The sequence below is a fragment of the Streptomyces sp. JLSY215 genome (assembly GCF_059682825.1).
The window spans coordinates 106610-129836 of sequence record NZ_CM185022.1 but is presented as its reverse complement, the minus strand read 5'-3'; the positions used below and the strand labels follow the sequence as shown (position 1 = coordinate 129836).

The following is a 23227-nucleotide window of genomic DNA, read 5'->3' as shown; positions in this document are numbered from 1 at the left end:
TGACGACCGGGAGCCACGTCACTTGGTGATGGAGATGCCGAAGTCCACCACGTGCCCCCGGACACAGCGGGGCGCGCGGCGAATCTGGCCAGGCACCCGGCCGGAACGGCCCCGGCCTCGGCGGTCTGGCGGTTCAGCTCGACGACGAGCTCACCGTGGTGGTCGTCATGGAGTGGTGGGGTCCCGGGGGCGTCGGGGCGGGGCGGGCACCGGTGCGGGTGGCGCCGATGCCGGCGATCACGACGAAGGCGACGCCGGCCGCGGGTGCGAGGCCGGGTATCTGGCCGAGCACCAGCAGGCCGGCGAGGAGCGCGATGGCTGGTTCCAGGCTCATCAGAGTGCCGAAGGCGGAGGTCGTAAGGCGGCGCAGGGCGAGAAACTCGAGGACGAAGGGCAGTACGGCGCTCAGCGCGGCCAGCCCCAGCATGGCTCCGAGCAGCTGCCAGGTGACGTGTTCCAGGTCGGAGGGTGCTGCGGCAAGGAGGCCGATGAGGCCGGCGACGGGCATGGAGATGGCCAGCCCGCTGAGGCCGGTCACAGAGTCGCCCACGCGTTGGGTCAGCAGGATGTAGGCCGCCCAGCAGGCTGCGGCGGCCACTGCGAAGCCCGCGCCGGCCGCATCGACGCCACCGCGCCAAGGTTCGGTAAGCGCCACGACACCGATGGCGGCCATGGCCGTCCAGCGTTTGCGACCGCGGCCCGGGCCACAGAGGGATACGGCCAGCGGGCCGAGGAACTCCAGCGCGCTTGCCGTTCCGAGCGGTAGCCGGGTCACGGCGAGCATGAAGAACACCATCATGCCCGCGCTGACCGCGCCCAGCGCGATGCATGCCAACAGGTCACGGCCGGTGAAGTCGCGCAGACGGGGCCGCACCAGGACCAACAGGAGCACACCGGCCCACGCCAGACGCAGCCCTGTCGTGCCCAGGGCTCCGAGCTGATCGACCAGCGGAACCGACAGCGCCAGCCCGAGCTGAATGGTGGACATGGAGGCCACGGCCATCAGGGCCCCGGACGCGGACGTGGGCAGGCGCAGACCTGCGCGCTGGTTCAGCAAGCTCATGAACCCGAGTACACGATGTTCGGACCGTTCGCGTCCACGTGCCAATCATGAACAATCTGTTCGTCAATGCTGGACAATAAGCCCATGGAGACACGACGACTGCGGATGCTGGTGGAGCTGTCCCGCCTGGGGTCCATGCGGGCGGTGGCCGACATGCTGGGCACGACCACCTCGACGGTCTCGCAGCAGATCGCCGCCCTGGCGGACGACCTGGGCACCGCATTGACCGAACCGCATGGGCGCCTGGTCCGGCTGACGCCCGCAGGCCGCCGCCTGGCCGAGCACGCGATGACGATCCTCTCCGCCGTCGAGACAGCGCGCCACGACCTCGCCCCAGGAAGCGAGCCCAACGGCACCCTGCGCGTCGCAGGCTTCGCCACCGCCATCCGCGCCCACCTGCTGCCCATCGTCACCGCCCTGACCACGAGCCACCCCCGCCTCCGCGTCCTGGTCCGCGAACACGAACCCGCCGAGGCACTGCAGCTCCTGGCCGAGGACGCAACGGATCTGGCCCTGACCTACGACTACAACCTGGCACCCGCGGCCGAGGACCCCGCGGTGCACGCCACTGCCCTGTGGACCGCGCGCTGGGGCCTGGGCGTCCCCGCGCAGGCCGATGTCCGAGAGGGGACAACGCTGGAGGTCTTCACCCAGTTCGCCGGGCAGGACTGGATCGTCAACTCGCGCAACACCGCGGACGAGACCGTCATCCGCACCCTTGCCTCCATGGCAGGCTTCACCCCGCGCATCACCCACCAGGCCGACAGCCTCGACCTCGTGCAGGGCCTGATCACCGCCGGCCTCGGCGTGGGCCTGCTCCCCCTCGGGACCGTCACGCTCCCCGCTGTGCGGCTCCTTCCGCTCACCGCCCCCGACGTCGATCTGCGCGCCTACGCCGTCGCCCGCCACGGCCGCCTGGACTGGCCTGCCCTCGCCCTGGTCACCGACCTCCTGGTCAGGCGGTCCGCGACCGGACAACAACCCGGCCGGCTCGTCGGCCCGGACGCCGAGGAGCCCCGTCAGATGCCGTGATCAAGCAGGACCGGCCCAGGCAGGAGGCAGCGTAGGCACCCCGGAACGTTTCCACCGGTCAGCCGCTCCCGCCGAGGCCGTCGTCACGCTGGACCGTCAGCGTGTCGGCCTTGGACTCGTTCGCAAACCGCTCCGGGCACAGCCCAACCCGCTGTACTTCAGAGAGACGGTTGCCGAGATTGTTGAGAGCGGACGCAAGACTGGGTTCGTACGCGGCGGGGTTCTCCTCCGCCAGTCGTCGGCGGATCGCCACCGCCTCCATGGCGACCGTCAGAGCTTCCTCCCGACGACCGACCTCCGAAAGCATCGCCCCAGGATTGCTCAAAATCGTCGGGTACGGGGGGCCATCCAGCGGACTCACTTCAAGTGCCTGTCGGGTCAGCTCGATGGCCTGACCAAGGTCAGCCAAGTCGCCCGTTCGCTCGAAGCGCGCTACCGAGGTTATTCATAAGTGCAGCGCGGTCAGGGTGACCAGAGGGAGCAGCCTCCACCGCCTGTCGGGCCACGTCGATGGCCTGACCAAGGTCAGCAACAGCGCTGTTGCGCTGAGCCGAAGTCCGCATGGCGGATGCCCTATCACGCTTCGTCATTGATGCCCCCGACCTCTTTGACGACTTCGACAGCCATTTGTCGGTCGAAGACATCCAGGGTTCGCTGGCGCGGATTCCACCGAATAAGCGGTCGTTGCGTAGACGTCCTGGATGCCAGCTCGCCGTCTCGGCTCTCGGCCCCAGTCCTAGTAGGAGGAGCAACCGCCTGAGACGCAGGTTGCTCATTGAACTCGGTCCCAGGGCTCGCCGAAGGTGTCGTTGGGGTATTGGACAGTTGTGACAGGCCACTGTCGACAATGCGCCAGAGCGTATGGATGCGCAAGACGACAGCTTCGACGTCTGCCTCTCCTACGCGTTGCTGTTCGACCAGAACACGGACAAGGGACTCCAGGTTTGCCCAGCGCGGCATCCCAACGCCCCGCAGCATTGAGCTGACCCCTTCATGGCTCAACGTGCCTGGAAGATCGTCCCGCTCGCGGATCCAGGAGCTATCGTGCGAGCGGGAGGTTTTCCCGCCAAGGCATAGAGATCATGCAACGCCACAACGAGTTCCCGTCGTGGCCCCGGCTGCAGCCGCTACTCGTCCGGCATACGAATGCCCACCACGGCGTCTCCGTCAGCCTTTGTCAGGTCCTGTCAGGTTTGCGGTATGCCAGTCCGTTCGCGCGGGTGTCTGCTCGATCCCGGTCAGGTCGTTTAGGACTGACGCCAGGGATCGTTCGGGCACTCCTGCGCCGCTCGCATGGTGGATTCAGGCCCACCGCATGGAGGGCGGACCTCCCCGAGGGCGGGGCGGGGGAGCAGAGGAAAAGGAGTCAAGAGCTGTGAGCAAGACGGACATGAAGACCCAACCGTCAACGTGGCAGCTAGTCCTGGGGCGTCAGGGGCTGTGCGTCAATGCCGGGCGGCATCTGCGAGTGTCGGTGTCTCTGCCACTACTGAGCTGGCTTCTCAGTCTCAGCGGATTCGCGGGAGCGGGCTCCTACTGGAACCTCTTCGGCTGATCGTTGGGGTTGTACAACAGACGATTGGTCTCCGGGAAGCCCGGATGGCTTTCTCTGCTTCCTGCGACAGCAGTTGTCGACGACTTCGGGGGCGCCGCAGCAGCGGCAGCTCCTCTTCCGGTGGCTCGTCCAGCGGCGACGGTCAGTCAGGGACCGGGTTCGGCCGGTTCTGCTCCCCGGTCGGCGCCCTCGACACCAGCACCGGCGGCCGTCCCGCCCAGTGCTTTATGGGCCGCGACGGCAAGTCCCGCTGGGGCTACGACAGCGACCGTGGTTGACGCTACGGGCCCAGCCAGAAGCCATCTGGACAGGCCGGGTCAACCAGCCTCAACCCAAAGGAAAACATGCCCAGCACCAGCATCTACGTCCCGGCCGTGGGCGCGGCGAGCTCGTCAGCGTTCTTGGTTCGTCGTCGCGGCATGCCCAGTGCTTTCGGCAGCGAACGCGCAGAAGCGTTCGATGATCCGGCGGTAGCTGTGTGGGTCGAGGTCCTTGCCGCCGACCCACTGCTCCCACGGACCGTTTGAGACGAGGAACCGAGCCGCATGGTCGGTGCCGCGGGTGGTGTCGAGATGCAGCAGTGCGCCGATGGCGAAGGCCTGGTCGTAGTAGAGGTCAGGACGTGCCAAGTAGCGATCGAGGTAGTCGTCAAGCAGGTCGGCGTCCTCGGCCGCACCGAAGGTGGCGAGCGCGATGCAGTATCCCTGACCCGCGTAGCACACTTCGCTGGCGAGCAGGAGTTCACCGAGCCGGTCGCGGAACGTGGTCCTGCGAGCGATGGCGATCAGCCAGGCTGCGGTCTTGCGTTCGCGCCATCCGCCTTCGAGAAGGATGGCGAGCTCGCGAGGCGTGATCTCGTCAGCAGCCTTGGCCAGCTCGCGGGCGAACTGCGTGCGCTCATGGTCCCCGAGGCGCAGGAGACTGCCGCCGAGGCGGAGGTAGCGCCGGTCGGTCGCGACGTATCGGCGGACCAACGTGCAGAGTTCGGAGTCCTTATGGGCGTAACGCATGCCTGCATCCTGTCGTGTGCCAGGGCGATCGACCAGCGGCTTCCGTGACGGTTCGGTTCAGCTGGGCAGACCGCCGTGAGGTCGTCGAGGAGACTGCGGATCCTGTCGAAGATGCGCAGGTGGCGTTCGATCTCGGGTTCGCAGCCGCGGGTTTCCGGCGGGTGGGTGGCTCGGCACGAACGAGTTCGGCCTCGGGGAGGAGACCGAGCCGTCCGGCGGCGGCCGCGCGGGCGGCGAGGGTGAGCGAGCGGGTGACCCAGTGGGGACCGTGATCGATCCGCAGGTGGCACAGCTGGCAAGTGGCAGGTGGCAGGTGGCGAGCAGGTTCTCCTCTCGGGCCTCCTCGGGGGTGTGGTTGAGGTGGCGGTGATGAGCCTGACCTCGGAGCCGGTGTCGGGGAGTCTTCGCCTTGGACGGCCGCACAGCGGCCGCCACGCTACTCCACCAGGCCGCATTGCCCGGAGCACTCACAGCGCCCGCCCTCACGAGACGGATCCGCGCGCTGGTCTGGGCAAGGTGGCTAGTGGAAGTCGGAGGGCTGCCCACGATCGGCAGCGTGTTCTGGCAGGACGCGTGTGCAGGCCGAATGGCGGCAACTTCTGCCGCCGCGGCGGGGAACGAAAAAAGCGGCCCTTGCCGCCCGGATCCAGGTCCGGGCGGCAAGGGCCGCTTCGTATGTGCTCAGGTTAATGACAGGTGGGAGGTCGCGCCCCGGCGGGGGCGTAGGTGAGGAGCCCGTAGGGCTCGGTCCAGGCCCTGTGGATTCGGGTCCGGCGCAGTGGAGTCCGTGCGCCAGTGAGAGCGGTCTCCGTGTCGGGGCGGATGAGGACCGGGGCGACTGGGGCCGCTCATGCGCTGCGACGAACGTGAGCCGTGGACGCCATACGCGTGGCTCAGCGGGTCAGGTTGGCGAGGAAGGACTCGGCTGCCGACCACGGGGTCTGCTCGATGCCGAAGCCGCTGTGCACATCGGGTCCTTGGATGTGGACCAGCCGGCCGGACACGTAGACGACGTCGCCGGTGCGGAACGCCCCGGTGTACGCACCGAGGTAGCTGCGAAGGTGGGTGATCGGCGGGCGAATACGGACGGCTCGTCGACCGTGGACTCGGTGACCGTGTCCACCTCGATCCCGTAGAGCGCCGGGGTGACCAGGCCCTCGGAGCGATCCGTGATCCGGGCAAGGACGGAGATCGCCCCTACCTCTTTGGCCACCACCCCGGCGAACGTCTTGTCACCGTCGGCCCTCAGCGGCTCACAGTTGATGTGCGCACCCGCCCCAGCTGTCAGACCCTGCAGCTTGCGGGCTTCCTGACGCATGAGCGCATCGAAGCTTCCTCCCACCATGTACTTGGCACGCAGCACGTACAACCGAGTCAAGGTCTCGCCCTCGTACGGGCGGATGAGGGTGCGTTCGGCGAACAGGGCCTGTGCCGCTTCGTAGCCGCGGGGTCCGTAGCAGACCAGGTCGATGTCGGAGCGGGCGTTGCAGGCGCCGACCAGGAAGGACCCGGTCACGCCGATGACGTCCGTGGCGCCGGCCGCGACGATCCAGTTGATGATGGCAAGCAGGTCCTCGCTGACCGCCATTGTGTCCAGGAGGCCGGGGCCTGGTGCAGTGCGGTGAGGGTCTGGCGGCAGGAGTAATGGGTGACGATGTCCTCGAGGGGCACGCCGGTGATGACGCATCCCACGGCGGGGGAGTAGATGTAGCACTCGGGCCGGTCGGCGAGGAGCCCGAACGCTTTGGACACGACACTGCTCTGCCGGTACGTCCGGCCGAACAGCATCCGGTCGCTGCGGGCGTCCGGGTAGTACTTGACGTACCCCAGGAAGTGGGTGCCGGGATGGACATCGCCGATGACTTTGAAGATCACCCCGGCGCGGTCCAGGAGGTAGTGGCGGTCACGGATGGCTGCCAGCGCTGTGCCCAGCGGCGAACTCTTCGAGGCTGGGGAAGAGGGCGGTATCGACCGCCCTGGTGCGCTCATACTGCTCGAGTCCCTTCGTGAAGAGGTGACGGCGGTACTGCCACTTCAGGTGCTTGTCCGTGCGGGAGGGGTCGGTGGGCCGCATCAGGGCGAGGAAGAACAGGGCCTTGACGAGCAGGTATGCGCCCAGGTTCTGGCTGACTGGCTGTCCGGTGGTGTTCAGGCTCGCGTCGTCCAGCGCGGATAGGTAGCGGTGCCGCTGACCGGGGCTGGCGGTGTAGCCCTTGTTGCCGCCTTTGAAGGCGATGATTTCCAAGGCCGGGAGGACGTCGTATCCGATTGGGACCAGGCCGTGGTGCTGCCAGTCGATGACTCCGGCGGGCAGGACGTTGGACAGGCCGTAGTCGAGGTGGCCCCGCACCAGCGGAACCGCGGCAAGGCGCTCCAGCGCGTGATCGAGCGCGGCGCGCGTCCGGGCGTTGTCCAGGTCAGGGTTCTCCTGGAAGACGTTCTGGGTGAACCCGGCGCCCTCCAGCCACTTCCGCAGTGCGCGGGGCGTGGGTTGGACGACGTGGGCGGCCTGGGCGCGCAGCAGTCGGGCGGCTACCTGCGTGGCGGTGTCGGTGACGTCGTCGGCCAGGGCGCGGCCGCCGTCCAGTGACGCCACCGCCCGGTCGTGCAGGGTCTGGTCGCCCAGCGATTCCTCCACGATGTAGTAGTGGCCGTCGTCGGTGAAGCCCTCCTCCAGGAGGTGCGGGACCGGGTAGTCCAGGTCCGCGATCCGGCGCTGGAACTCGGCCTCCGCTTGGAGCTCGGCTCCGCCGGTGCGCCGGTAGCGCGTTCCGCCTGCGGAGACGTACACCGCGCCGTCGCCGGCGGTCCGCTTTTTGACGAACCGCCAGGTGATCTCGTTCATCAGCTCGCTCCTTCCGGCTCTTCTGCGAAGCCTTGGGTGATCGGGTACTCGGGGATGACCTGGGACAGGGTCCGGACGTCCATGACCCAGCGCATACCACCTGCCGCGACGCGGCGCCGCAGTTCGGCGAGGACGTCACTCCCGGGTGTGTCCGGCCGGGCCAGGTGGGCGCGGCGCCAGAATTTTCAGCAGGGCCGGGAGCTGTGCTGCAGTGATGCCCGCCCGGATGTGCAGTGAGCACATCGGCAGGAACCAGGTGAGGAACAGCTCTCGTAGCGCCGGGCTGACGCGGTGCACCTCGCACAGCCTCTGCAGCGCCGCGGTGTCGTCGTACGGGATGCGCCCGTGCAGCGCGTACCGCAGCCGTGTTCCGTGGTGCCTGCGGAACATGGTCCCGTAGGCGGCGACGTTCGCCGCGGCGTTCTCGGTGACCGTCATCACCGGCTGTTCGGCGTTGGACTGGGCAGCAGCGGCCAATACGGCGATGTGCACGCCAGCCCGCGGGTCCAGGACCAGGCCGTCGAGCCCGAGTGGCGCGAGACTGATGCCGTGGTCGCGGGTGGGGGACAGGATCAGCCGCTCCGGGACGTTCTGAGCGATGGACAGCAGATGTCCTGGTGTCCTGGCCCGGTGGGCGTGGAAGTCATCACGTGCGAGCACTGGTGTGCTGGGGGCCGGTCCCAGACCAGCAACTGCCGGGTTTGCGGCCGGGAGCCCTGGTGCCCGCACGCGCGGCGGGCGTGGGCGACAGCGCTAGTCATGTGGCCGCAGCGGGTGCAGAGGTGTATCGCGACGGGAGCGACCGCCAGGACACCGTCCTGCAGGAGGCGTTCGGTCATCTCCAGCGCGAGGGCGGCCACGACGGGCGCGGTGTCGGTGAGGACGCCACCGGCCGAGGCCGCGCCCGGAACGTACTTGGCGGCGATCACGTGTTCCTCCCGCTCCTGACGGCCGACGGTGTCCCGGTCGGGGGCGTCGCGGTGGCGCAGGTCTCCGGCCAGAGTGACGGTGTTCCACAGATGCGGGGCCGGCCCGGCGTCGAGGAGGGTGTTGAGTGCCTCGGCCGCGCGGATGCCGGCCGCCTTGCCCGGCCGTTCGGCGATGGTGAAGGGGCCGTTCTGCACGGGCCCGTTGATGTACAGGACGTTCATGGCCGCAGCCTCCCGTCGTGATGCTGCAGCAGCTGGCCGTGGATCCCGAAGCCTCACGTCGTGGGGTCGGGACTGCACTCCTTGAGGCAGTTCGCGAGATCGGCCGCGAAGCCGGCTGCCGACGGCTGATCACAAACGTGTGGTGCTTCAACACACCAGCCAGGTCTTTCTATGAGACATCCGGGCTGGTGCCGATGACGCAGCAGCTTGAGCAGAAGCTGTGAGAGCCCCCTGTCCGGAGGATGGCCGGGCAGCGGCCGCCGGGGTGCTCCAGGCCGCATTGCCCGGAGCACTCGCAGCGCCCGCCCGCCCGCTCTCACGAACCGGATTCGCGTGCTGGTCTCGGGCCAATCGCGTGGGTACCGGTGCAGGTTCTCGGGACAGATGGGCACGACGGATCCGTCACTCGCCACCGGTGGCCTGGCGCTGCTCGAATTCTTCGAGCAGTTCGCCCAGGTCGTTCGGCTCAGGTGCGGTGCCGACCCAGAGGCCGGCCTCGGTCCACACCGGCACTTCTGTGGTCTCCGCGTCGAACACGCAGATGTACGGGCCGCACCGCTCCAGCACCGCCGTGGCCACAGCGGCCGGCTCGGTCAGGAGCGGCGCGGAGTGCAGCACCTGCAGTTCGAGGACGACCAGCCACATCGGCTCGTCCGGTGTGCGGGGAAGGTGCAGGTAGCCGGTGACGCGGAGCTGGTCGCCTGGCACCACCGCGTGGTAACTGACGACCTTAACCGCAGGTCATTCCGCAGGTTCTGATAGCCGGACTTACCAGCAGCGCCGTCGGGTCCTGGTGGCAGTCGGTGAGGCGCGCGACGCCGATGACCGCGCCGGTCTCCAGCTGGCGGCCGCGGATCGCTGTGGCGACCAGCGGATCCCGCAGCGGGGCACGCTCGGTCCTCAGCCCAGCGTGCAGGAGCAGCCAACCGCGCCAGGACCAGGGGCGCGGACGGTTCTCCACGTCCTTCCCGGCGAGGATGCAGGCCGCCCAGGGCTGGCGGATCGTGATGCCCCGGATCCAGTCGCCCGGCTCGGGGAGTCGGGCAGCGCTCATGCCGCACGCCCCAGGGCATCGGTGCCTGGCCGTCCGGCGCGACGGCCGTTGATAGACGGCACGGCAGCATGCTGCGGTCCGGCGAGGACCGCTCGCCCGGATTGCTTGCCGTCGTACATCGCGGTGTCGGCAGCATGCTGGAGCAGCGACAGATCGCGGGTGCCAAGAACGGCAAGGGAGGCACGCCGATCGACGCGGCGACATCGACCAGCTCGTCGTCGTCGACTTCGACCGGCTGCGCGAGCAGCGTGACGAGCTGTGCAAGACGGACCTCGCGGCGCCCGGGTCCGGTCCGAACGGTCACGGCGAACTCATCGCCCCCGAGACTGCCGACCGCCCCGCAGCTGCCAGCCCAGACGGTGAGCCCCCGCGCGGTGACGGCCAGGACGCGGTCACCGGCTGCTTGAGGTGGTTTCTCCGGACTAACTGATCGTTTCAGAATGGGAAACGCCGTCGTCTGGCCTCCATGGTCAATGGTCCCGGCCGTAGCCACGCCCTGGGGGCCTCGGGGGCTGACGTTGGCTCAAGCCCACTCCGTCTGCAGCCCGAACCGCTGCACGTGCTCCGCGCCCAGGAACGAGGTGAGGCCTTCGACGAGCTCGCCGCGCAGGGTCAGCACCGTGATCGACCACGCGAGGTGCGGGGCCGACCGGCTCGTGCCCACGTAGAAGGCCACTGCCGGTTGGCCGTTCGCCGAAGTGAGGTGGTAGCGCCAGCTCGGGCAGCGGGTGAGCGGGACCTCAACGGCGAAGTCCATGACGGCGGCCCGGCCCCGGTACCACTGGGCCAGCGGCGGCATCGACCAGGCGACGTCCTCGGTGAGCAGGGCGACCAGGGCGTCGGCGTCGCCGCTTTCCAGGGCGGTGGCGAAGGCGGTGACGGTCTCGCGGACCCGGGCGTCGCCGAGCTTGCGCAGGGTCTGCTGCTGCGAGCGCGCCGGGACCCGCTCGGCGAGCAGTCGACGGGCGCGGGCCAGGGCGGAGTTCACCGAGGTGGTGGAGGTGTCCATCATGGTGGCGATCTCGGCGGCGGAGAAGCCGAGCACGTCGAACAGGAGCAGCGCGGCCCGCTGGTTGCCTGACAGGTGCTGCATGGCCGCGACGAAGGCGAGTTCGACGGCCTCGCGCTGCTCGTACCGCGCGGCCGGTCCGGCCGGGCCGGCGGGCAGGCCCGCGTCGGGGTAGGGGCCCAGCCAGGCGACCTCGGTCAGCGGGGTGGCGTCGACCACCGCGTGGTCGCTGGCCGGGCCGAGGTCGATGGGCATCGCCCGCCTGCCGCGCCGGTCGACGGCGTCCAGGCAGGTGCGGGTGGCCACGGTGTACAGCCAGGCGCGCAGTGAACTACGCCCCTCGAAGCGGTCCAGGCCCCGCCAGGCCCGCAGCAGCGCCTCCTGCAGTGCATCGTCCGCGTCGTGGGTCGACCCGAGCATCCGGTAGCAGTGCGCGTGCAGCTCCCGGCGCAGCGGCGCCACCAGGCGGGTGAACGCGGCGTCGTCCCCCTCGCGCGCCCTGGCCAGGTCGCCCGTCGCGGATCCCGCCGAAATTTCCTCGCCCACGAGGGACGATTCTGCCTTACTCCGGGAGTCACCTCTTCGACCGATCGTTTCCGACACCCCGAGGAGACCCCGATGAGCAGTGCCGCCTGGTTCGACATCTCCACTCCCGACGCGCTGCGCGCCCGCCGCTTCTACCAGGAGCTGTTCGGCTGGCCGGTCCACGTGCTGGACGACACCTACGCCCTGGTCGGCGACGAGGACGGCCGACCGACCGGCGGGGTCGGGCAGGCGGGCCCGGACAGCCCGTACACCGGGCTCGTCGCTTACTTCCCGGTCGACGACGTCGATGCCGCGCTCGCCCGCGCCGAGCGGCTCGGCGCCACCCGAATCCTCTCCCCGACCGACACGGCCGCCAGCCGCATCGCCGTCTTCACCGATCTCGACGGCAACCACGTCGGCCTAATCAGCCGCTGACCGGTCCCCTGCCCGCCCGACCACCGCACAGGAGCATCACCCCCATGACGACACCCGCCACCGGAACCTGGCCACTGATCCACACCGAGCGGACCGCCCTGGCCGCCGACCTCGCGCAGCTGACCGACCATCAGTGGGCCACCCCGTCGCTGTGCGAGGGGCTCACCGTTCGTGAGGTGCTCGCGCACCTGACCTCGGCGGCCGGCCTCAACCCGGTGCGGTGGATGGCGGGCGTGATCCGCTGCCGCTTCGACTTCGACAAGCAGGTCGCCATGCGGCTGGCCGAACAGCTGGGCGCTACCCCTGCCGAGACGCTCGACCGGTTCCGCCGAGTGGCCACCCGCACGACGAAGCCGATCCCCTCGACCGTGGCCATGCTCGGCGAGACCATCGTGCACGGCGAAGACATCCGCCGGCCACTCGGCATCGAACGCGACTACCCCGTCCGCACGTTGACCACCCTGGCCGACTACTACCAGCGCACCGATCTGCCCGTCTTCACCAAGACCCGCATCCGCGAACTGCGCCTGACCGCCACCGACAGCCCCTTCACCACCGGCGAGGGGCCACGCGTGTCCGGCACGACCCTGGCCCTGATCATGGCGATGGCCGGTCGCGCGTCCTACCTCGATGCGCTCGATGGAGACGGCGTTGCCATCCTTCGCGAGCGCCAGGCACAACCACGGGCATGACGCCCTGTATCAAGGTGTGAAACTCAATGCCGCCGCCCCGTCCGGGGCGGCGGCATCCTGATCCGACGGTTCGTCGGCCTAGGGTGAAGCGGTCGGCCAGCAGGTACGTGCCGCCCGTCTTCGCTACCTGACCTGCGGAATTAGGGGCGAAACGCCCAGTCTGATCGGTTCAGAATGAGTTGAACTGCGCTCTTGTGCCCGACGATCTTGGTGGGCAGGCTGTCCGGGTGTGTGCTGATCTTGTTCCGGATGACCTGTGGGAGCGGGTGGCTCCACTGCTGCCGCCCGCTCCCGAACGACGCCACCGCCACCCCGGGCGACTACGAGTCCCGGACCGGGCGACCCTGGCCGGCATCATCTACGTGCTGCGGACCGGTGTCGCATGGCGCGATGTCCCCGCGCAGGCCGTGGGCTGCTCCGGAGTCACGGCCTGGCGTCGGCTGCGGGATTGGACCCAGGCCGGGGTCTGGCCCCGCCTGCACGCCGCGCTGCTGACCGAACTGCGCCGCGCGGACCTGCTGGACCTGGAGGACTGCGCCGTGGACGGCTCGCACGTCCGGGCTCTCAAAGGGGGGATCTTGTCGGCCCATCGCCCGTCGACCGCGCCCGTCCCGGCTCCAAGCACCATGTGATCGTGGATCGTTGTGGCACCCCGCTCGCCGTGACGCTCACCGGAGGCAATCGCCACGACGTCAACCAGCTGCTGCCCCTGCTGGACGCGATACCGCCGATCCGAGGACTGCGAGGACGCCCGCGACGCAGGCCCCGGCGGCTGTTCGCCGACCGGGGCTACGACTTCGACAAGTACCGCCGCCTGCTGTGGAAGCGCGGCATCAAACCGGTGATCGCCCGACGCGGCGTCGCCAACGGTTCCGGACTCGGCAAGGTGCGCTGGGTCGTAGAGCGCGCCTTCGCCTGGCTCCACCAGTTCAAGCGCCTCCGCACCCGCTACGAGCGACGCGCCGATCTCCACCAGGGACTACTCGACCTCGCCTGCAGCATCATCTGCCTCCGGCGCCTTCGAAAGTCATTCTGAAACGATCAGTAAGAAATGATCTTGTAGCGGAAGCCAGTGCGGCTGAGCCGTAGGCTGCGTGTCATGGCGCGATTCGATGAGGTCATGGCGACGTTCTGGGGTGACGGTGATTACGGTGTCAGCAGCCTCTGACGGACGAGATGGTGCGTCACAGCGAGCGTGTGCTCGGTATGACGTTGCCTTCGGCCCTGCTTGATCTTCTGCGGGTTCAGAACGGCGGCATCGTGGCTGCTGACCATGATGCGTTCCCTACCAGCCGGCCAACCTCGTGGAGCGAGGACCACGTTCCCTTCGCTGACCTGATGGGCATCGGTCGGCGCGATGGGATGACCTCGTTGCTCGACAGCCCGTACTTGGTCGAGGAGTGGGGTCTGCCATCACCACTTGTGCTGCTCTCCGGCGATGGACACAGCTGGATTGGGCTCGACTACCGCGCCTGCGGGCGGGATGGCGAGCCTTCGGTCACATGGTTCGAGACCGACCTCGATGCGGAGCTCGTCCTTGCCGGTGACTTCCGCTCGTTCGTCAAAGGCCTCACTGCGGGCAGCACTTATGGTGACAGCTCTCCTGGTGATCCCGTAGCAGTTTGACGACCGCGGCTTCTTCTGGGGCCAGGGAGTGATCACGAGCTGGCCGCTTTCAGCCGTGCGGCGATGGGCCAGCACCCCGTCGGCAGGATGTCGGCCGTCCGGTGGGCTATCGGTGATCCATAGGCGATGTGTCGGTGGCCTCTGAAACCGTGGATGTCGAGTTGCTCAAGGGAGCAGCTGCAACCGCCTTCAACAGCAAGGGAGCCCCGTCGCCATGTCGTCCACCCCGCCCTGGAATGTCCAACGACTGCCGGGTGCCGATGGCTGCGTCTTCCTGGTCACCGGCGGCAACGCCGGCATCGGGTACTTCGTCGCGGAGCAGTTGTCGGCAACCGGAGCCACCGTCGTACTCGGCAGCCGGAGTCCCGCCAAGGCCGAGGTCGCCACGGCCTCGATCCGTGCGCGTGTCCCCGGCGCACGAGTGCGGGCCATACGGCTGGACCTCGCCGACCTCTCGTCGCTCGAAACCGCGGTGGAATCACTGGAGGTGGAACGTCTTGACGCGGTAGTCCACAACGCTGGCGTCGCGCTTGACGACCCGCCGCGCAAGGAGACCGGGGACGGTCACGAGCTCATGTTCGGCACGAACCACCTTGGGCACTTCGTCTTGACCCAGTGGTTGATGCCACTGCTGTCGGCTGCACCAGCGGCCCGCGTTGTGACCACGGGCAGCTTCGCGGCGAAGTCCGAGCGGCTCGACCTGGACGACCTGCAGTCCCGGAAGGACTACCGGCCCAAGCGCACCTACGGTCGCTCCAAGTTGGCGCAGATGTACTTCGGCGTCGAACTCGATCGCCGCCTACGTGCTGCCGGCAGCACGGTGGCGAGCGTGGTGGTCCATCCCGGCGGCGCGCTGGACTCCCTCACCCCGTCGCGGCCACCGGTCCATGTGCGAACTACCGGCGCACGGCTGAGCGCGGCACCTGCGGCCCTCCTCGTCCAGGGCAAGCACGCCGGCGCATGGCCCGCGGTCCGGGCAGTGCTCGACCCGGCCGTGCGTGGAGGCCAGCTGTGGGGACCACGCGTCTTCGGCCTGCGCGGCGAGCCCCGCCGTGAACCGGTGTGGAACCACCTGGCCGACCCTTCCGTCGCGGCACGGTTGTGGGACGCAAGCTGTGATCTGACCGGCGCCGACCTCAGCACCATCTCCGGATAGCTCAGGCACGCGCGGTGGCCAACAGGTTGTCGAGCAGGTCGCGGCCTGGCATCCAAGGGTCCGGGCCGCGCAGCGCGGCGAGCATCGCACGGAACGCGTCGTCGACAGCCTGGTCCTCGAGGGTGGGGCGCCGGGGGCGTTGCCGCAGCGGCGGAAGACGCGAGGGGGCATCGGGTGGTCTCCTGCTCGGGGTTGGCGGTGTGGGGGCTGGCGGGCGTTTTGAGGACGCGTGGCAGATGGGCGTGAAGGTGCTCGATGAGGACGCATTCGTTCTCTGGGGGTCCTGGCGCGTGATGCAGGGCCTCGACGAAGTTTCTGCAGCTCAGTGGCTTGGATTTGGAATGTAGCGTCTGCAACAGGTGTGGTGCAGACGGACTCACCCGGTTTCCTCCCTAGGGGGTGGCTACGACGTCGTGATTCGGCCCCGGCATGACGACTCGAAGCGGCCCCGTTTCGTGAAGATCCATGATGGCTCGAAGCGGTCACCGTGCTGGCATGGGCAGGTCTCTGTCGGAGTCTGAGAAAGCTGCCGATGCTCAGGTGAGGGCCGGTTGGGCCTGGGCTGAGGGCCTTGTCCCACCGCGAGTCGGCGGGGATCATGACCGCGTGCAGCGTCAAGAGGAACTCCCTGAACTACTCGCACGCGCCGGACTCACGGTCGTCGAGGACGTGCGCCCGGGCAGCCTGTTCCCGCCAGAGGCCGGCTGGCGGATCGCGCGGGGGATTGCGGCGCCGGACGGAGTGGCCCGCGAAGCACTCGATGCCGCGTGGTGGCACCGTCTTTGCGATGTCGACGGTGAGTTCTTGGTGGCGGTCCTCGGACATCGAATCGGCGGCAACGACTCCTGGTGGACCCGGGTCCGGCACGCCGGGAGCGGCGTGCCGGAGTTGACCGGCGATCCCGGGTTCGTGGCGCTCTCCCTCGACGGGCAGGTGCTGCTGGCGGAGGTGCCCGGCGCGGACGGGCCTCGGGTGACGGCCCTCGACCGACTGCCGGAGCGGCTGGAGGAGGCCGCCGTGGCCGCCGGGCGCGAGACGGAGGTCGAGCGCGCCGAGGTGTGGGCGGCGGTGCCCGGCCGACGTGCGTGGCCTCTGCACTGGGCGGAGGGGATAGGGGCAAATCCGGCTGCGACGGACGAACTGCTGATCCGGCTGCTGGATGTGGAGGAGGGCTTCCTGCACGGATGCGACCGGCCCGCCGTCCTCGACGCCGCCGTGGCACACCCCGATCCGCGAGTGCGGTCAAGGCCCGCCGACACCTTCCGGCCCAAGCTCACGTCCGATCAGTGGGTACGCCTGGTCCGCGCCGAGCCGTCGCCGAATCGACGCGTGCTCTGGGCGGAGCACGCCTGCATCTGGGGCGCCGAACTTCCCGAGGACCTGTACGACGACCTCCTCGCCGGCCCGTCCCGCGCGCGAGCCGCCGAACTCCCGGGGCTCCCCGCACAGCACCTCCCTGGCCTCGCGGCCGACGCCGATCCCCGGGTGCGGGCGGCGGCCTGTGCCCGGTGGGAGGACCTCGCTGCGCCGCTGCGGGAGCGGCTGTTGGACGACACCGACTACGCGGTGCGAACGGCTGCGCTGCTCGCCCACCACACCGGCGTACCCATGCCTCGCGAGGTTTTCGCCGCCCTGCCCGACCCGCGGCGGGCGCTCGAACGGTGCCGCCTCGCGCCCGAGCTCGAGGCGGAGCTGGTCGGGGCCGGGGATGCGGAAGTACGTCGGGCGCTGGCCGCCAACCCGGGCCTGGGCGCACACGGCGTCGCCGTGCTGGCGCAGGACCCACAGGACGACATCCGCTCCGCGGTGGCGCTGCGCTCCGACCTCACCGAGGATCAACGTGCCGCGGTACGCCACGACTTCGACCCGACGTCGATGTCGATGTCGCACACCCTGCCCTGGGTCGAAGACCTGCACGGTGACGCCGCCGCGATGCGCCATCTCGCCGCGTCGTCCCACCCGCTGGTCCGCCGCAGTGTGGCCCGAGCCCGGCACCTCCCGCCGGATGTCGTGGCGCGCCTGGCGCGGGACGAGGACCGGGTGGTCCGCCTGTTCCTCGCCGAATCGTGCGAGGACGCTCCGGCCGACATGCTGCTGGAGGTCTGGCGCTGGTGGGACGGCAGCTTCAGCCATCCCGACCGGCCCCGCAGTCACCCCAACTTCCCCCGTGCGGGCCTGCTGCGCTACACCGCCGACCCCAGCGGGCGGATGCGCCGCCTGGCCCTGGACGATCCGGAGTCGACACCGGTCGACGTCGCACGCCTGGCCCGGGATCCCGAAGCCGAGGTGCGCCGCCGCGCGGCTGAGGACCCCCGGCTGTCACCGGCCGACGCGGTGCGGCTGCTGAACGACCCGGAGGCCCACGTCCGCGGCACCGCGGTGCGCAATCCGCGGCTGCCAGCCCGCGTCCTGGCCGGACTGCTGCACGACCGCGACACGGCATACGCAGCGGTCACCAACCCGGCGATCCCGGTCCCTGTTCTGCAGCGCATCCTTACCGTGGCCGCGGCAGCCGTGGCAGCCCCGCGCTCAGGACGCGATGAAACGGGAAGACGCCCGGCCTAACGGCCAGGCGCCACCTCGGCGGAGCAACCCGCCGACGTCCCCCAACCCACACCAAGAACAGGCAAAGCTGTTCTGAAAGCCCAGGTCTCGAAGGGTCTGACCCGGGCGCGTGGGGGGACGACGTCTGCGCCGACTGTGCCATCTCGAACGTCGAAGTCTGACCCGGGCGCGTGGGGGGACGACGCTGGTCGTGCACCCACCGACTGACGCGCTTCCGTCTGACCCGGGCGCGTGGGGGGACGACCGGTCGTGCCTGTCGGTTTCGATGCGGCGACGGGGTCTGACCCGGGCGCGTGGGGGACGACCGCACCAGGTAGTCGAGGACCCCGTTGTCTGTTCGCGCGGGAGGCTGCATCGCTCGGCGGCTGTGACCGGCGAGGTGAAGGAATGGGTTGGGCGACCGGCGTTGCGGAAGGTCAGGCCGACACTGCATCTTCGTTCCCCGTTGCCCGTCCTGTCGGGCGCGGAGTAGATGTCGGTGCGGCGCCGAGTAGGTGTCAGCGAATCGCCCTCGGCGCGGGATTGCGCCGAGGGCGGTCTGTGTCACTAGAGCTGGGTGGTACCGCCGTCGACGAACAGTTCCGCGCCGGTGGTAAAGGAGCTCTGGTCCCCGGCGAGGTAGAGGGCGGTGGCGGCGACCTCGTCGGGACGGCCCGCTCGACCGAGCGGAGTCAGTGTGGCGGGCTCGGCGGCCTGGCCGTCTCCCGGGAGTGCGGCCCGCAGTTCGTCGGCGCCGGGGGTTGTGACGGGGCCTGGGGTGAGGGCGTTGACGCGGATGCCGCGGTCGGCGAGTTCGGCGGCCCAGGTGCGGGCGAGGCTGCGGATCGCGGCCTTGGTGGCGGCGTAGATGCCCAGGCCCGGGACACCGCGCAGGGCCGCGCTGGAGGAGAGCAGGATCACCGAGGCGCTGGCCGACAGCAGCGGGAGCGACTTCTGGACGGTGAAGACCGTGCCCTTGATGTTGATGGAGGTGGTGCGGTCGTATTCCTCCTCGGTAATCTCGCCGAGCGGGCCGAAGTCCCCGACGCCGGCGTTGGCCACGACGACGTCGAGACGACCGCTGCGCTCGGTGATCTCGGCGAAGAGCCGGTCGAGGTCGTCGAGTTTCGATACGTCGCTGGGGATGCCGATGGCGCGGCTGCCGACCTGCTCGACTGCGGCCTCCAGCTCGGCCTTGCGGCGGCCGGTCAGATAGACGGTGGCCCCCTCGGCGGCGAACCGGCGGGCGACGGCCAGGCCGATACCGGTGGAGGCCCCGGTCACGAGGGCGGTCCTGTTGTCCAGCTGTCCCATGGCATTCTCCAGATCCTTGACGTAACTACTTTTGTTGCTTTTAGGGGCGCAAAAAAACGCCCTCCCGCACCCACGGAGGGCCGACGGTCGAAACTAGGTGGCTTTCAGCACGTCTTGCAGCACGTCCTCAAGCGTGGTCCCCGCCAACTCCTTGCGGAGGATGGCCTCGATCCCGTCGTAGACGACGGTCATCGCCGGCGCTATGCCGTGCCCCACGACGCACTCGGGATCGGGTGCGGAACGGTGCAGGGCGAAGATCGGCCCGGGCTCCACCGCCTCGTAGACGTCAAGCAGGGTGATCGCAGACAGATCTCGCGACAGCGTCCAGCCGGCACCGGCCCCCCTTCGCGAGTCGGTCAGGCCCGCCTTGCGCAGCTGGGCCAACAGGCGGCGGATCACCACGGGATTAGTGTTGACGCTCGCGGCAATCTGCTCGGACGTGGCCACCTCGTGGCCGCGGCGCTGATACAGCCCGATCCAGGTCAGGGCGTGCGCGGCAACGGTCAATCTACTGTTGGCGCTCATCTCGCTCCTCACCTCCAGTCATGTCGTAACTGTAACGGTTACGACAGCTTGCGGCAAGCTCATCGGGAGATCGACGCCTGACTCGACGGCCACCGCGCAAGAGGCTCCGACAGGCAACGAGGACTTCCGCTACCGCCAGCCGACAGTGACGCTCTCGTCCGCCCCGGCACGGCGGGAACCGAGCAGGGCCGAGCGGCGGGCATGGCCGAACGTCGGCGCCCCGCTGGGCCTGTCGCCCCGGGCCCGGCGCCGGATCATGCGGGCGGCGCGGATGCGAACGTGGCCCTCCAGCGCCGGTTGGTCTCCTGGGCGACGCTCACCAGGTCGGTATACGGCTCGTCCCAGGGGTCTTTGAGCCCGAAGCCGCGGTGTGGGTTCTCCAGCCAGCTGCACCAGTGCCAGCCCAGGCACCACGGTCGGGCTGCCAACGTGTCAGCGATCATGCGGTAGCCCTCGCCGCGCTCGGCCTGGTCGCGCGCCGAGCCGGTACGCGAAGGGCTCATGACCGTCGGACACCAGTTGCCCGTATCCGCCACAAGGATCGGCAGCCCCGTGCGCTCATGCCACGCGTCGAACCGGTCGGCGACCGCGTCGATCGCCGCCTGGTCGACGGCCGGGAAACTCTGCAGGCTCAGCACGTCCACCTGGGCCGCGGCCGCATCCAGCACCGGTTCCGGGATCCCGGCCCGCGTCCCGTAGCGGTCGCCGAGGATCAAGTGGTTCGGGTCGTGACGGCGGATGGCCTCGGCCGAGACCCGGTAGTAGGCCTCCGCGATCTCCCCGAGCTCGCTGGGCGAGAAGCCGGTACCGGCCGGGTGCCGATCCCACGCCGGTGCGTCGACGAGGAAGTAGCCGATCAGGTTCGGATCCTCCGGTCGGCACCGGGTTCGGGCAAGGTGGTCGCACCACTGCGCGAACGCCTCGGACCGAGGGTCGCGGTAGGCCGGGTGACCGTTCCAGTGCTCGATCTCGGCCACGCGCAAAGACCGCGTGTAGGGCAGGCCGGCCCCGGCCGCATCGTCGTCGGGCAGTCCGTCCGAGTGGCCGAGGTCGACCACGTCGTGCGTGGCCGAAAGCCCGCTGCCACTGACGTACTCCGAGCTCCACCCGAGCGTGTTGAAACCCCACGCCGACAGCTCCGGCACAAGGCCCTCACGCAGCCAACGCCGGCGCGAGAGCCCGTAACGCTCGGCGAACAGGCCGATGTTGCGGGGCAGGGCGGTGCTTGGGTTCGCGCCTGGGCCGTTGCCGCCCGTTACGGCAGACGCGGCCATGCGTTCCTCGGCACCGCCACCGCAGCGATTACGGTCATCCGCTCCGCACATGATCGGCCGGTGGGGTGCGCGGTCGTAGGCGCTCTCCCTGCGGCCCGAACATGATCAGGTATTCGACCGGTCCGCCGTGTCCGGCGTTCGCGACTCCGTGGGCGGTGCGGGTGTCGAACTCGGCCACGTCCCCGGCGCTCAGGACGAGGTCCTGCTCGCCGAGCGCCAGCCACAGCCGCCCGTACAGGACGCACAGCCATTCGTACCCGTCGTGGGAGACCTGCCGTGGCCGCGCCGCCGGCGCGGCCACGGCAGGCAGGACGTGCTTGTGGGCGTGCAGGCCCCCGACGTACCGGGTCAGCGGTAGCACCGCCTTGTCGTTGCCGGAACGCTGCGGCACCGGGGTGCGCGGTCCGGCCGCCGCGGCGGGTGCGGTGCCGGCCAGCTCGTCCAGGGAGACGTCGTACGCCTTCGCGAGCTGCAGCAGCACCTCCAGGGTCGGCTTGCGCCGGCCGGTCTCGATCCGCGACAGCGTGCTCAGCGAGATGCCGGTCGCGCGGCTGACGCCGGTGAGTGTGGCGCCGTGCTGCTCGCGCGCGGTCCGCAGCCGGGGGCCCATGGCCGCCAGCGTGTCGGCTATGCCGTCGTCCGTCAGCGTCGCCCCGCTCCCTCCGGCCGTGCCGCCTCCACCGCCCTGTCCTGCCAGTTTGCCACGATGGCAAGGGTGTTCGCGTCGCGCGGCCGCCGCACCGCATGATCGGTGGGTAACCGCGGCCGCCCGTGAACCGAGGAGAAGCGATGCACCAGCCCGCGCCGTCCGCCGACCTGCGCCACCGCACCATCGAGGCGCCCGCCGGGCGCCTGCACCTGGTCGAGCAGGGCACCGGACCGCTGGTCCTGCTCGTCCACGGCTTCCCCGAGTCCTGGTACTCCTGGCGCCGCCAACTCCCGGCCCTCGCGGCGGCGGGGTACCGGGCCGTGGCGCTCGACGTGCGCGGCTACGGCCGCTCCTCCAAGCCGACCGCGACGGACGCCTACCGGATGCTCGACCTAGTGGAGGACAACGTCGCCCTGGTGCGCGCCCTGGGCGAGGAGAGGGCGGTGGTCGTCGGGCACGACTGGGGCTCCAGCATCGCGGCGGCCTCCGCCCTGCTCCACCCCGAGGTCTTCCGCGCCGTCGGACTCCTGAGCGTCCCCTACGCGCCGCCCGGCGGCCCCCGCCCCACCGACGTCTTCGCGCAGATGGGCGGCGACCAGGAGTTCTACGTCTCGTACTTCCAGGAGCCCGGCCGGGCCGAAGCAGAGATGGAGCCCGACCTCCGGGGCTGGCTCGCGGGCTTCTACGCGGCCATGTCCGCCGACACCATGCCCGCCCAGGGCGAGCCCGACCCGCACTTTGTGGCCCGCACCGGCGGCCGGCTGCGCGACCGCTTCCCCGGCGGCAAGCTGCCCGCCTGGCTGACCGAGGACGACCTCGACGTGTACGCCGGGGAGTTCGAGCGCACCGGCATGACCGGGGCCCTCAACCGCTACCGCAACATGGACCGCGACTGGGAGGACCTCGCCCCGTACGGCGGAGCCCCGATCAAGCAGCCGTCCCTGTTCATCGGCGGTGCCCTGGACGCTTCCACCACCTGGATGGCCGACGCGATCGACGCCTACCCGGCCACCCTCCCCGCCCTGGCCTCCACCCACATCCTGGACGGCTGCGGGCACTGGATTCAGCAGGAACGTCCCGAGGAGGTCAACCGCCTGCTGACCGCCTGGCTCGCCTCCCTCCAGGGCTGAATCGGCGGGTGTGCCGGCCGGCCTCCGTCGCAAGAGAACCCCGGTCGGCACACCCGAGGGCAGCGCCCGAACCTCATGCCCGCTCAGCGCCGCGCGTCCCCCGGCGCGAGCAGGCTGGTCACCTCGGCGATGTCTCCGCCGACGGCTTGAAGTACCGTCGGACGTTCTCCGCCTTCTTGTGCCTCGACTTGGCCATCAGCATCAGCAGGGACGCACCCTGCTCCCCGAGGTGGGTCAGTGAAGAGTGCCGCCACTCGTGCAGGTCCCAGCCGGTGCCCGGCCCGGCCGGCGCGGTGTGCTGGTCGAGCCTCGCGCGGGCCTGGCCGTAGGACAGGCGGGCCAGGCCAGTGTCGGGGCAGACGTCCTGGGCGGAGAGCACCTTGCCGGGGCCGGGGCGGCGGTGGGTGACGAAGACCGGCCCGCGCGTGCGGCCCTTGAGCAGACGGGGCAGGAGCCGGGCGGCGCCAGCGTCCCAGAACACCGTCCAGCACGAAGTCGACGCGGGCGGCGCCGCGGCGACGCACCTTCGGCTGCGCGCCCTTGGCCTTCACCGGGCAGCGGCGGCCGGCCAGGTCCAGGTCCTCGATGTTGACGTCCAGAACCTCCTCCGAGCGGGCGCACGTCTCGTGAGCGGGACG

Annotated in this window: 24 protein-coding genes and 2 pseudogenes; 10 read left to right on the top strand and 16 right to left on the bottom strand. The window is 69.8% G+C overall.

The features are described from left to right. Positions 1-133: 133 nt before the first annotated feature. Positions 134-1063 (bottom strand): EamA family transporter, encoded by a 930-nt coding sequence (locus tag AC5677_RS00635; RefSeq protein ID WP_497192999.1) that lies wholly within the window; start codon positions 1061-1063, stop codon positions 134-136. Positions 1064-1147: 84 nt separating this feature from the next. On the opposite strand from AC5677_RS00635, the gene AC5677_RS00630 reads away from it, so the two are divergent. Further along, the gene (locus AC5677_RS00630; protein WP_497192998.1) at positions 1148-2095 is read left to right on the top strand and encodes a LysR family transcriptional regulator; all 948 of its coding nucleotides are present in this window, start codon (positions 1148-1150) and stop codon (positions 2093-2095) included. 58 nt (positions 2096-2153) lie between these two features. On the opposite strand, the gene AC5677_RS00625 is transcribed toward AC5677_RS00630, so the two are convergent. Then, the gene (locus AC5677_RS00625; RefSeq protein ID WP_497192997.1) at positions 2154-2504 is read right to left on the bottom strand and encodes a tetratricopeptide repeat protein; all 351 of its coding nucleotides are present in this window, start codon (positions 2502-2504) and stop codon (positions 2154-2156) included. 1190 nt (positions 2505-3694) lie between these two features. On the opposite strand from AC5677_RS00625, the gene AC5677_RS00620 reads away from it, so the two are divergent. Next, on the top strand, positions 3695-3928 hold the full coding sequence (locus AC5677_RS00620) for a hypothetical protein (RefSeq protein WP_497192996.1): 234 nt from the start codon (positions 3695-3697) through the stop codon (positions 3926-3928). Positions 3929-4042: 114 nt separating this feature from the next. Here AC5677_RS00620 and AC5677_RS00615 read toward each other — a convergent pair whose 3' ends face one another. From AC5677_RS00615 to AC5677_RS00590, 6 genes are all read right to left on the bottom strand, one after another. Further along, positions 4043-4660, bottom strand: coding sequence for a DUF6000 family protein (locus AC5677_RS00615; RefSeq protein ID WP_497192995.1), 618 nt, complete (start codon positions 4658-4660; stop codon positions 4043-4045). A gap of 901 nt (positions 4661-5561) precedes the next feature. Further along, positions 5562-6248, bottom strand: coding sequence for a hypothetical protein (locus AC5677_RS00610; RefSeq protein ID WP_497192994.1), 687 nt, complete (start codon positions 6246-6248; stop codon positions 5562-5564). Then, a complete protein-coding gene (locus tag AC5677_RS00605) occupies positions 6173-6535 on the bottom strand; it encodes a hypothetical protein (protein ID WP_497192993.1) in 363 nt (120 codons plus the stop codon). The genes AC5677_RS00610 and AC5677_RS00605 overlap by 76 nt, the downstream gene beginning before the upstream one ends. 28 nt (positions 6536-6563) lie before the next feature. Then, positions 6564-7505, bottom strand: coding sequence for a phosphotransferase (locus tag AC5677_RS00600; RefSeq protein ID WP_497192992.1), 942 nt, complete (start codon positions 7503-7505; stop codon positions 6564-6566). A gap of 135 nt (positions 7506-7640) precedes the next feature. Next, positions 7641-8165 (bottom strand): hypothetical protein, encoded by a 525-nt coding sequence (locus AC5677_RS00595; RefSeq protein WP_497192991.1) that lies wholly within the window; start codon positions 8163-8165, stop codon positions 7641-7643. Next, positions 8078-8656, bottom strand: a complete 579-nt coding sequence (locus AC5677_RS00590) for a hypothetical protein (RefSeq protein ID WP_497192990.1) — start codon at positions 8654-8656, stop codon at positions 8078-8080. Before AC5677_RS00590 ends, AC5677_RS00595 begins: the two co-directional genes overlap by 88 nt. Before the next feature lie 20 nt (positions 8657-8676). Between AC5677_RS00590 and AC5677_RS00585 the strand changes: the two genes are divergently transcribed. Further along, positions 8677-8880 carry a GNAT family N-acetyltransferase gene (locus AC5677_RS00585; RefSeq protein WP_497196940.1) on the top strand — a complete coding sequence of 68 codons (204 nt, stop codon included), beginning with the start codon at positions 8677-8679 and terminating at the stop codon, positions 8878-8880. Between the two features lie 178 nt (positions 8881-9058). On the opposite strand, the gene AC5677_RS00580 is transcribed toward AC5677_RS00585, so the two are convergent. From AC5677_RS00580 to AC5677_RS00570, 3 genes and pseudogenes are all read right to left on the bottom strand, one after another. Then, entirely contained in the window at positions 9059-9364 is a 306-nt protein-coding gene (locus AC5677_RS00580; RefSeq protein ID WP_497192989.1) for a hypothetical protein, read from the bottom strand. 76 nt (positions 9365-9440) lie between these two features. Next, positions 9441-9710, bottom strand: a pseudogene (locus AC5677_RS00575) (ASCH domain-containing protein); the annotation flags it as partial. A 523-nt stretch (positions 9711-10233) separates the two neighbouring features. Then, positions 10234-11265 carry a sigma-70 family RNA polymerase sigma factor gene (locus AC5677_RS00570; protein ID WP_497192988.1) on the bottom strand — a complete coding sequence of 344 codons (1032 nt, stop codon included), beginning with the start codon at positions 11263-11265 and terminating at the stop codon, positions 10234-10236. A 72-nt stretch (positions 11266-11337) separates the two neighbouring features. Between AC5677_RS00570 and AC5677_RS00565 the strand changes: the two genes are divergently transcribed. From AC5677_RS00565 to AC5677_RS00540, 6 genes are all read left to right on the top strand, one after another. Next, positions 11338-11679 carry a VOC family protein gene (locus AC5677_RS00565; RefSeq protein WP_398885735.1) on the top strand — a complete coding sequence of 114 codons (342 nt, stop codon included), beginning with the start codon at positions 11338-11340 and terminating at the stop codon, positions 11677-11679. 44 nt (positions 11680-11723) lie between these two features. Next, positions 11724-12371 carry a maleylpyruvate isomerase family mycothiol-dependent enzyme gene (locus AC5677_RS00560; RefSeq protein WP_097281921.1) on the top strand — a complete coding sequence of 216 codons (648 nt, stop codon included), beginning with the start codon at positions 11724-11726 and terminating at the stop codon, positions 12369-12371. A 227-nt stretch (positions 12372-12598) separates the two neighbouring features. After that, a protein-coding gene (locus tag AC5677_RS00555; protein WP_497192987.1) for an IS5 family transposase occupies positions 12599-13407 on the top strand; the annotation gives its coding sequence in 2 pieces (ribosomal slippage) (positions 12599-12938 and positions 12938-13407; 810 coding nt in all). 140 nt (positions 13408-13547) lie between these two features. Next, positions 13548-13997, top strand: coding sequence for an SMI1/KNR4 family protein (locus AC5677_RS00550; RefSeq protein ID WP_497192986.1), 450 nt, complete (start codon positions 13548-13550; stop codon positions 13995-13997). A 214-nt stretch (positions 13998-14211) separates the two neighbouring features. Further along, positions 14212-15153, top strand: coding sequence for an SDR family NAD(P)-dependent oxidoreductase (locus AC5677_RS00545; protein ID WP_497192985.1), 942 nt, complete (start codon positions 14212-14214; stop codon positions 15151-15153). A gap of 606 nt (positions 15154-15759) precedes the next feature. Continuing rightward, positions 15760-17718 carry a hypothetical protein gene (locus AC5677_RS00540; RefSeq protein ID WP_497192984.1) on the top strand — a complete coding sequence of 653 codons (1959 nt, stop codon included), beginning with the start codon at positions 15760-15762 and terminating at the stop codon, positions 17716-17718. Positions 17719-18264: 546 nt separating this feature from the next. Here AC5677_RS00540 and AC5677_RS00535 read toward each other — a convergent pair. From AC5677_RS00535 to AC5677_RS00520, 4 genes are all read right to left on the bottom strand, one after another. After that, a complete protein-coding gene (locus tag AC5677_RS00535) occupies positions 18265-19011 on the bottom strand; it encodes an SDR family NAD(P)-dependent oxidoreductase (protein WP_497192983.1) in 747 nt (248 codons plus the stop codon). A 93-nt stretch (positions 19012-19104) separates the two neighbouring features. Next, positions 19105-19536 carry an Rrf2 family transcriptional regulator gene (locus AC5677_RS00530; RefSeq protein WP_497192982.1) on the bottom strand — a complete coding sequence of 144 codons (432 nt, stop codon included), beginning with the start codon at positions 19534-19536 and terminating at the stop codon, positions 19105-19107. 254 nt (positions 19537-19790) lie between these two features. Further along, positions 19791-20810: a glycoside hydrolase 5 family protein gene (locus tag AC5677_RS00525; protein ID WP_497192981.1), complete on the bottom strand. Its 1020-nt coding sequence runs from the start codon at positions 20808-20810 to the stop codon at positions 19791-19793. 34 nt (positions 20811-20844) lie between these two features. Further along, positions 20845-21420, bottom strand: a complete 576-nt coding sequence (locus AC5677_RS00520) for a helix-turn-helix domain-containing protein (protein WP_497192980.1) — start codon at positions 21418-21420, stop codon at positions 20845-20847. 179 nt (positions 21421-21599) lie between these two features. On the opposite strand from AC5677_RS00520, the gene AC5677_RS00515 reads away from it, so the two are divergent. Beyond that, the gene (locus AC5677_RS00515) at positions 21600-22589 is read left to right on the top strand and encodes an alpha/beta fold hydrolase (RefSeq protein WP_497192979.1); all 990 of its coding nucleotides are present in this window, start codon (positions 21600-21602) and stop codon (positions 22587-22589) included. A gap of 83 nt (positions 22590-22672) precedes the next feature. On the opposite strand, the pseudogene AC5677_RS00510 reads toward AC5677_RS00515, so the two are convergent. Next, positions 22673-23227 (bottom strand): annotated as a pseudogene (locus tag AC5677_RS00510) (site-specific integrase); the annotation flags it as partial.

What these genes read in the sequence shown, in the direction of transcription:
- AC5677_RS00545 (WP_497192985.1), top strand. Translation starts at nt 14,212, where the DNA reads ATGTCGTCCACCCCGCCCTGGAATGTCCAACGACTGCCGGGTGCCGAT.
- AC5677_RS00585 (WP_497196940.1), top strand. Translation starts at nt 8,677, where the DNA reads ATGCTGCAGCAGCTGGCCGTGGATCCCGAAGCCTCACGTCGTGGGGTC.
- AC5677_RS00590 (WP_497192990.1), bottom strand. Translation starts at nt 8,656, where the DNA reads ATGAACGTCCTGTACATCAACGGGCCCGTGCAGAACGGCCCCTTCACC.
- AC5677_RS00560 (WP_097281921.1), top strand. Translation starts at nt 11,724, where the DNA reads ATGACGACACCCGCCACCGGAACCTGGCCACTGATCCACACCGAGCGG.
- AC5677_RS00535 (WP_497192983.1), bottom strand. Translation starts at nt 19,011, where the DNA reads ATGGGACAGCTGGACAACAGGACCGCCCTCGTGACCGGGGCCTCCACC.
- AC5677_RS00600 (WP_497192992.1), bottom strand. Translation starts at nt 7,505, where the DNA reads ATGAACGAGATCACCTGGCGGTTCGTCAAAAAGCGGACCGCCGGCGAC.
- AC5677_RS00615 (WP_497192995.1), bottom strand. Translation starts at nt 4,660, where the DNA reads ATGCGTTACGCCCATAAGGACTCCGAACTCTGCACGTTGGTCCGCCGA.
- AC5677_RS00620 (WP_497192996.1), top strand. Translation starts at nt 3,695, where the DNA reads ATGGCTTTCTCTGCTTCCTGCGACAGCAGTTGTCGACGACTTCGGGGG.
- AC5677_RS00610 (WP_497192994.1), bottom strand. Translation starts at nt 6,248, where the DNA reads ATGGCGGTCAGCGAGGACCTGCTTGCCATCATCAACTGGATCGTCGCG.
- AC5677_RS00550 (WP_497192986.1), top strand. Translation starts at nt 13,548, where the DNA reads ATGGTGCGTCACAGCGAGCGTGTGCTCGGTATGACGTTGCCTTCGGCC.
- AC5677_RS00530 (WP_497192982.1), bottom strand. Translation starts at nt 19,536, where the DNA reads ATGAGCGCCAACAGTAGATTGACCGTTGCCGCGCACGCCCTGACCTGG.
- AC5677_RS00565 (WP_398885735.1), top strand. Translation starts at nt 11,338, where the DNA reads ATGAGCAGTGCCGCCTGGTTCGACATCTCCACTCCCGACGCGCTGCGC.
- AC5677_RS00630 (WP_497192998.1), top strand. Translation starts at nt 1,148, where the DNA reads ATGGAGACACGACGACTGCGGATGCTGGTGGAGCTGTCCCGCCTGGGG.
- AC5677_RS00635 (WP_497192999.1), bottom strand. Translation starts at nt 1,063, where the DNA reads ATGAGCTTGCTGAACCAGCGCGCAGGTCTGCGCCTGCCCACGTCCGCG.
- AC5677_RS00520 (WP_497192980.1), bottom strand. Translation starts at nt 21,420, where the DNA reads ATGGGCCCCCGGCTGCGGACCGCGCGCGAGCAGCACGGCGCCACACTC.
- AC5677_RS00525 (WP_497192981.1), bottom strand. Translation starts at nt 20,810, where the DNA reads ATGGCCGCGTCTGCCGTAACGGGCGGCAACGGCCCAGGCGCGAACCCA.
- AC5677_RS00515 (WP_497192979.1), top strand. Translation starts at nt 21,600, where the DNA reads ATGCACCAGCCCGCGCCGTCCGCCGACCTGCGCCACCGCACCATCGAG.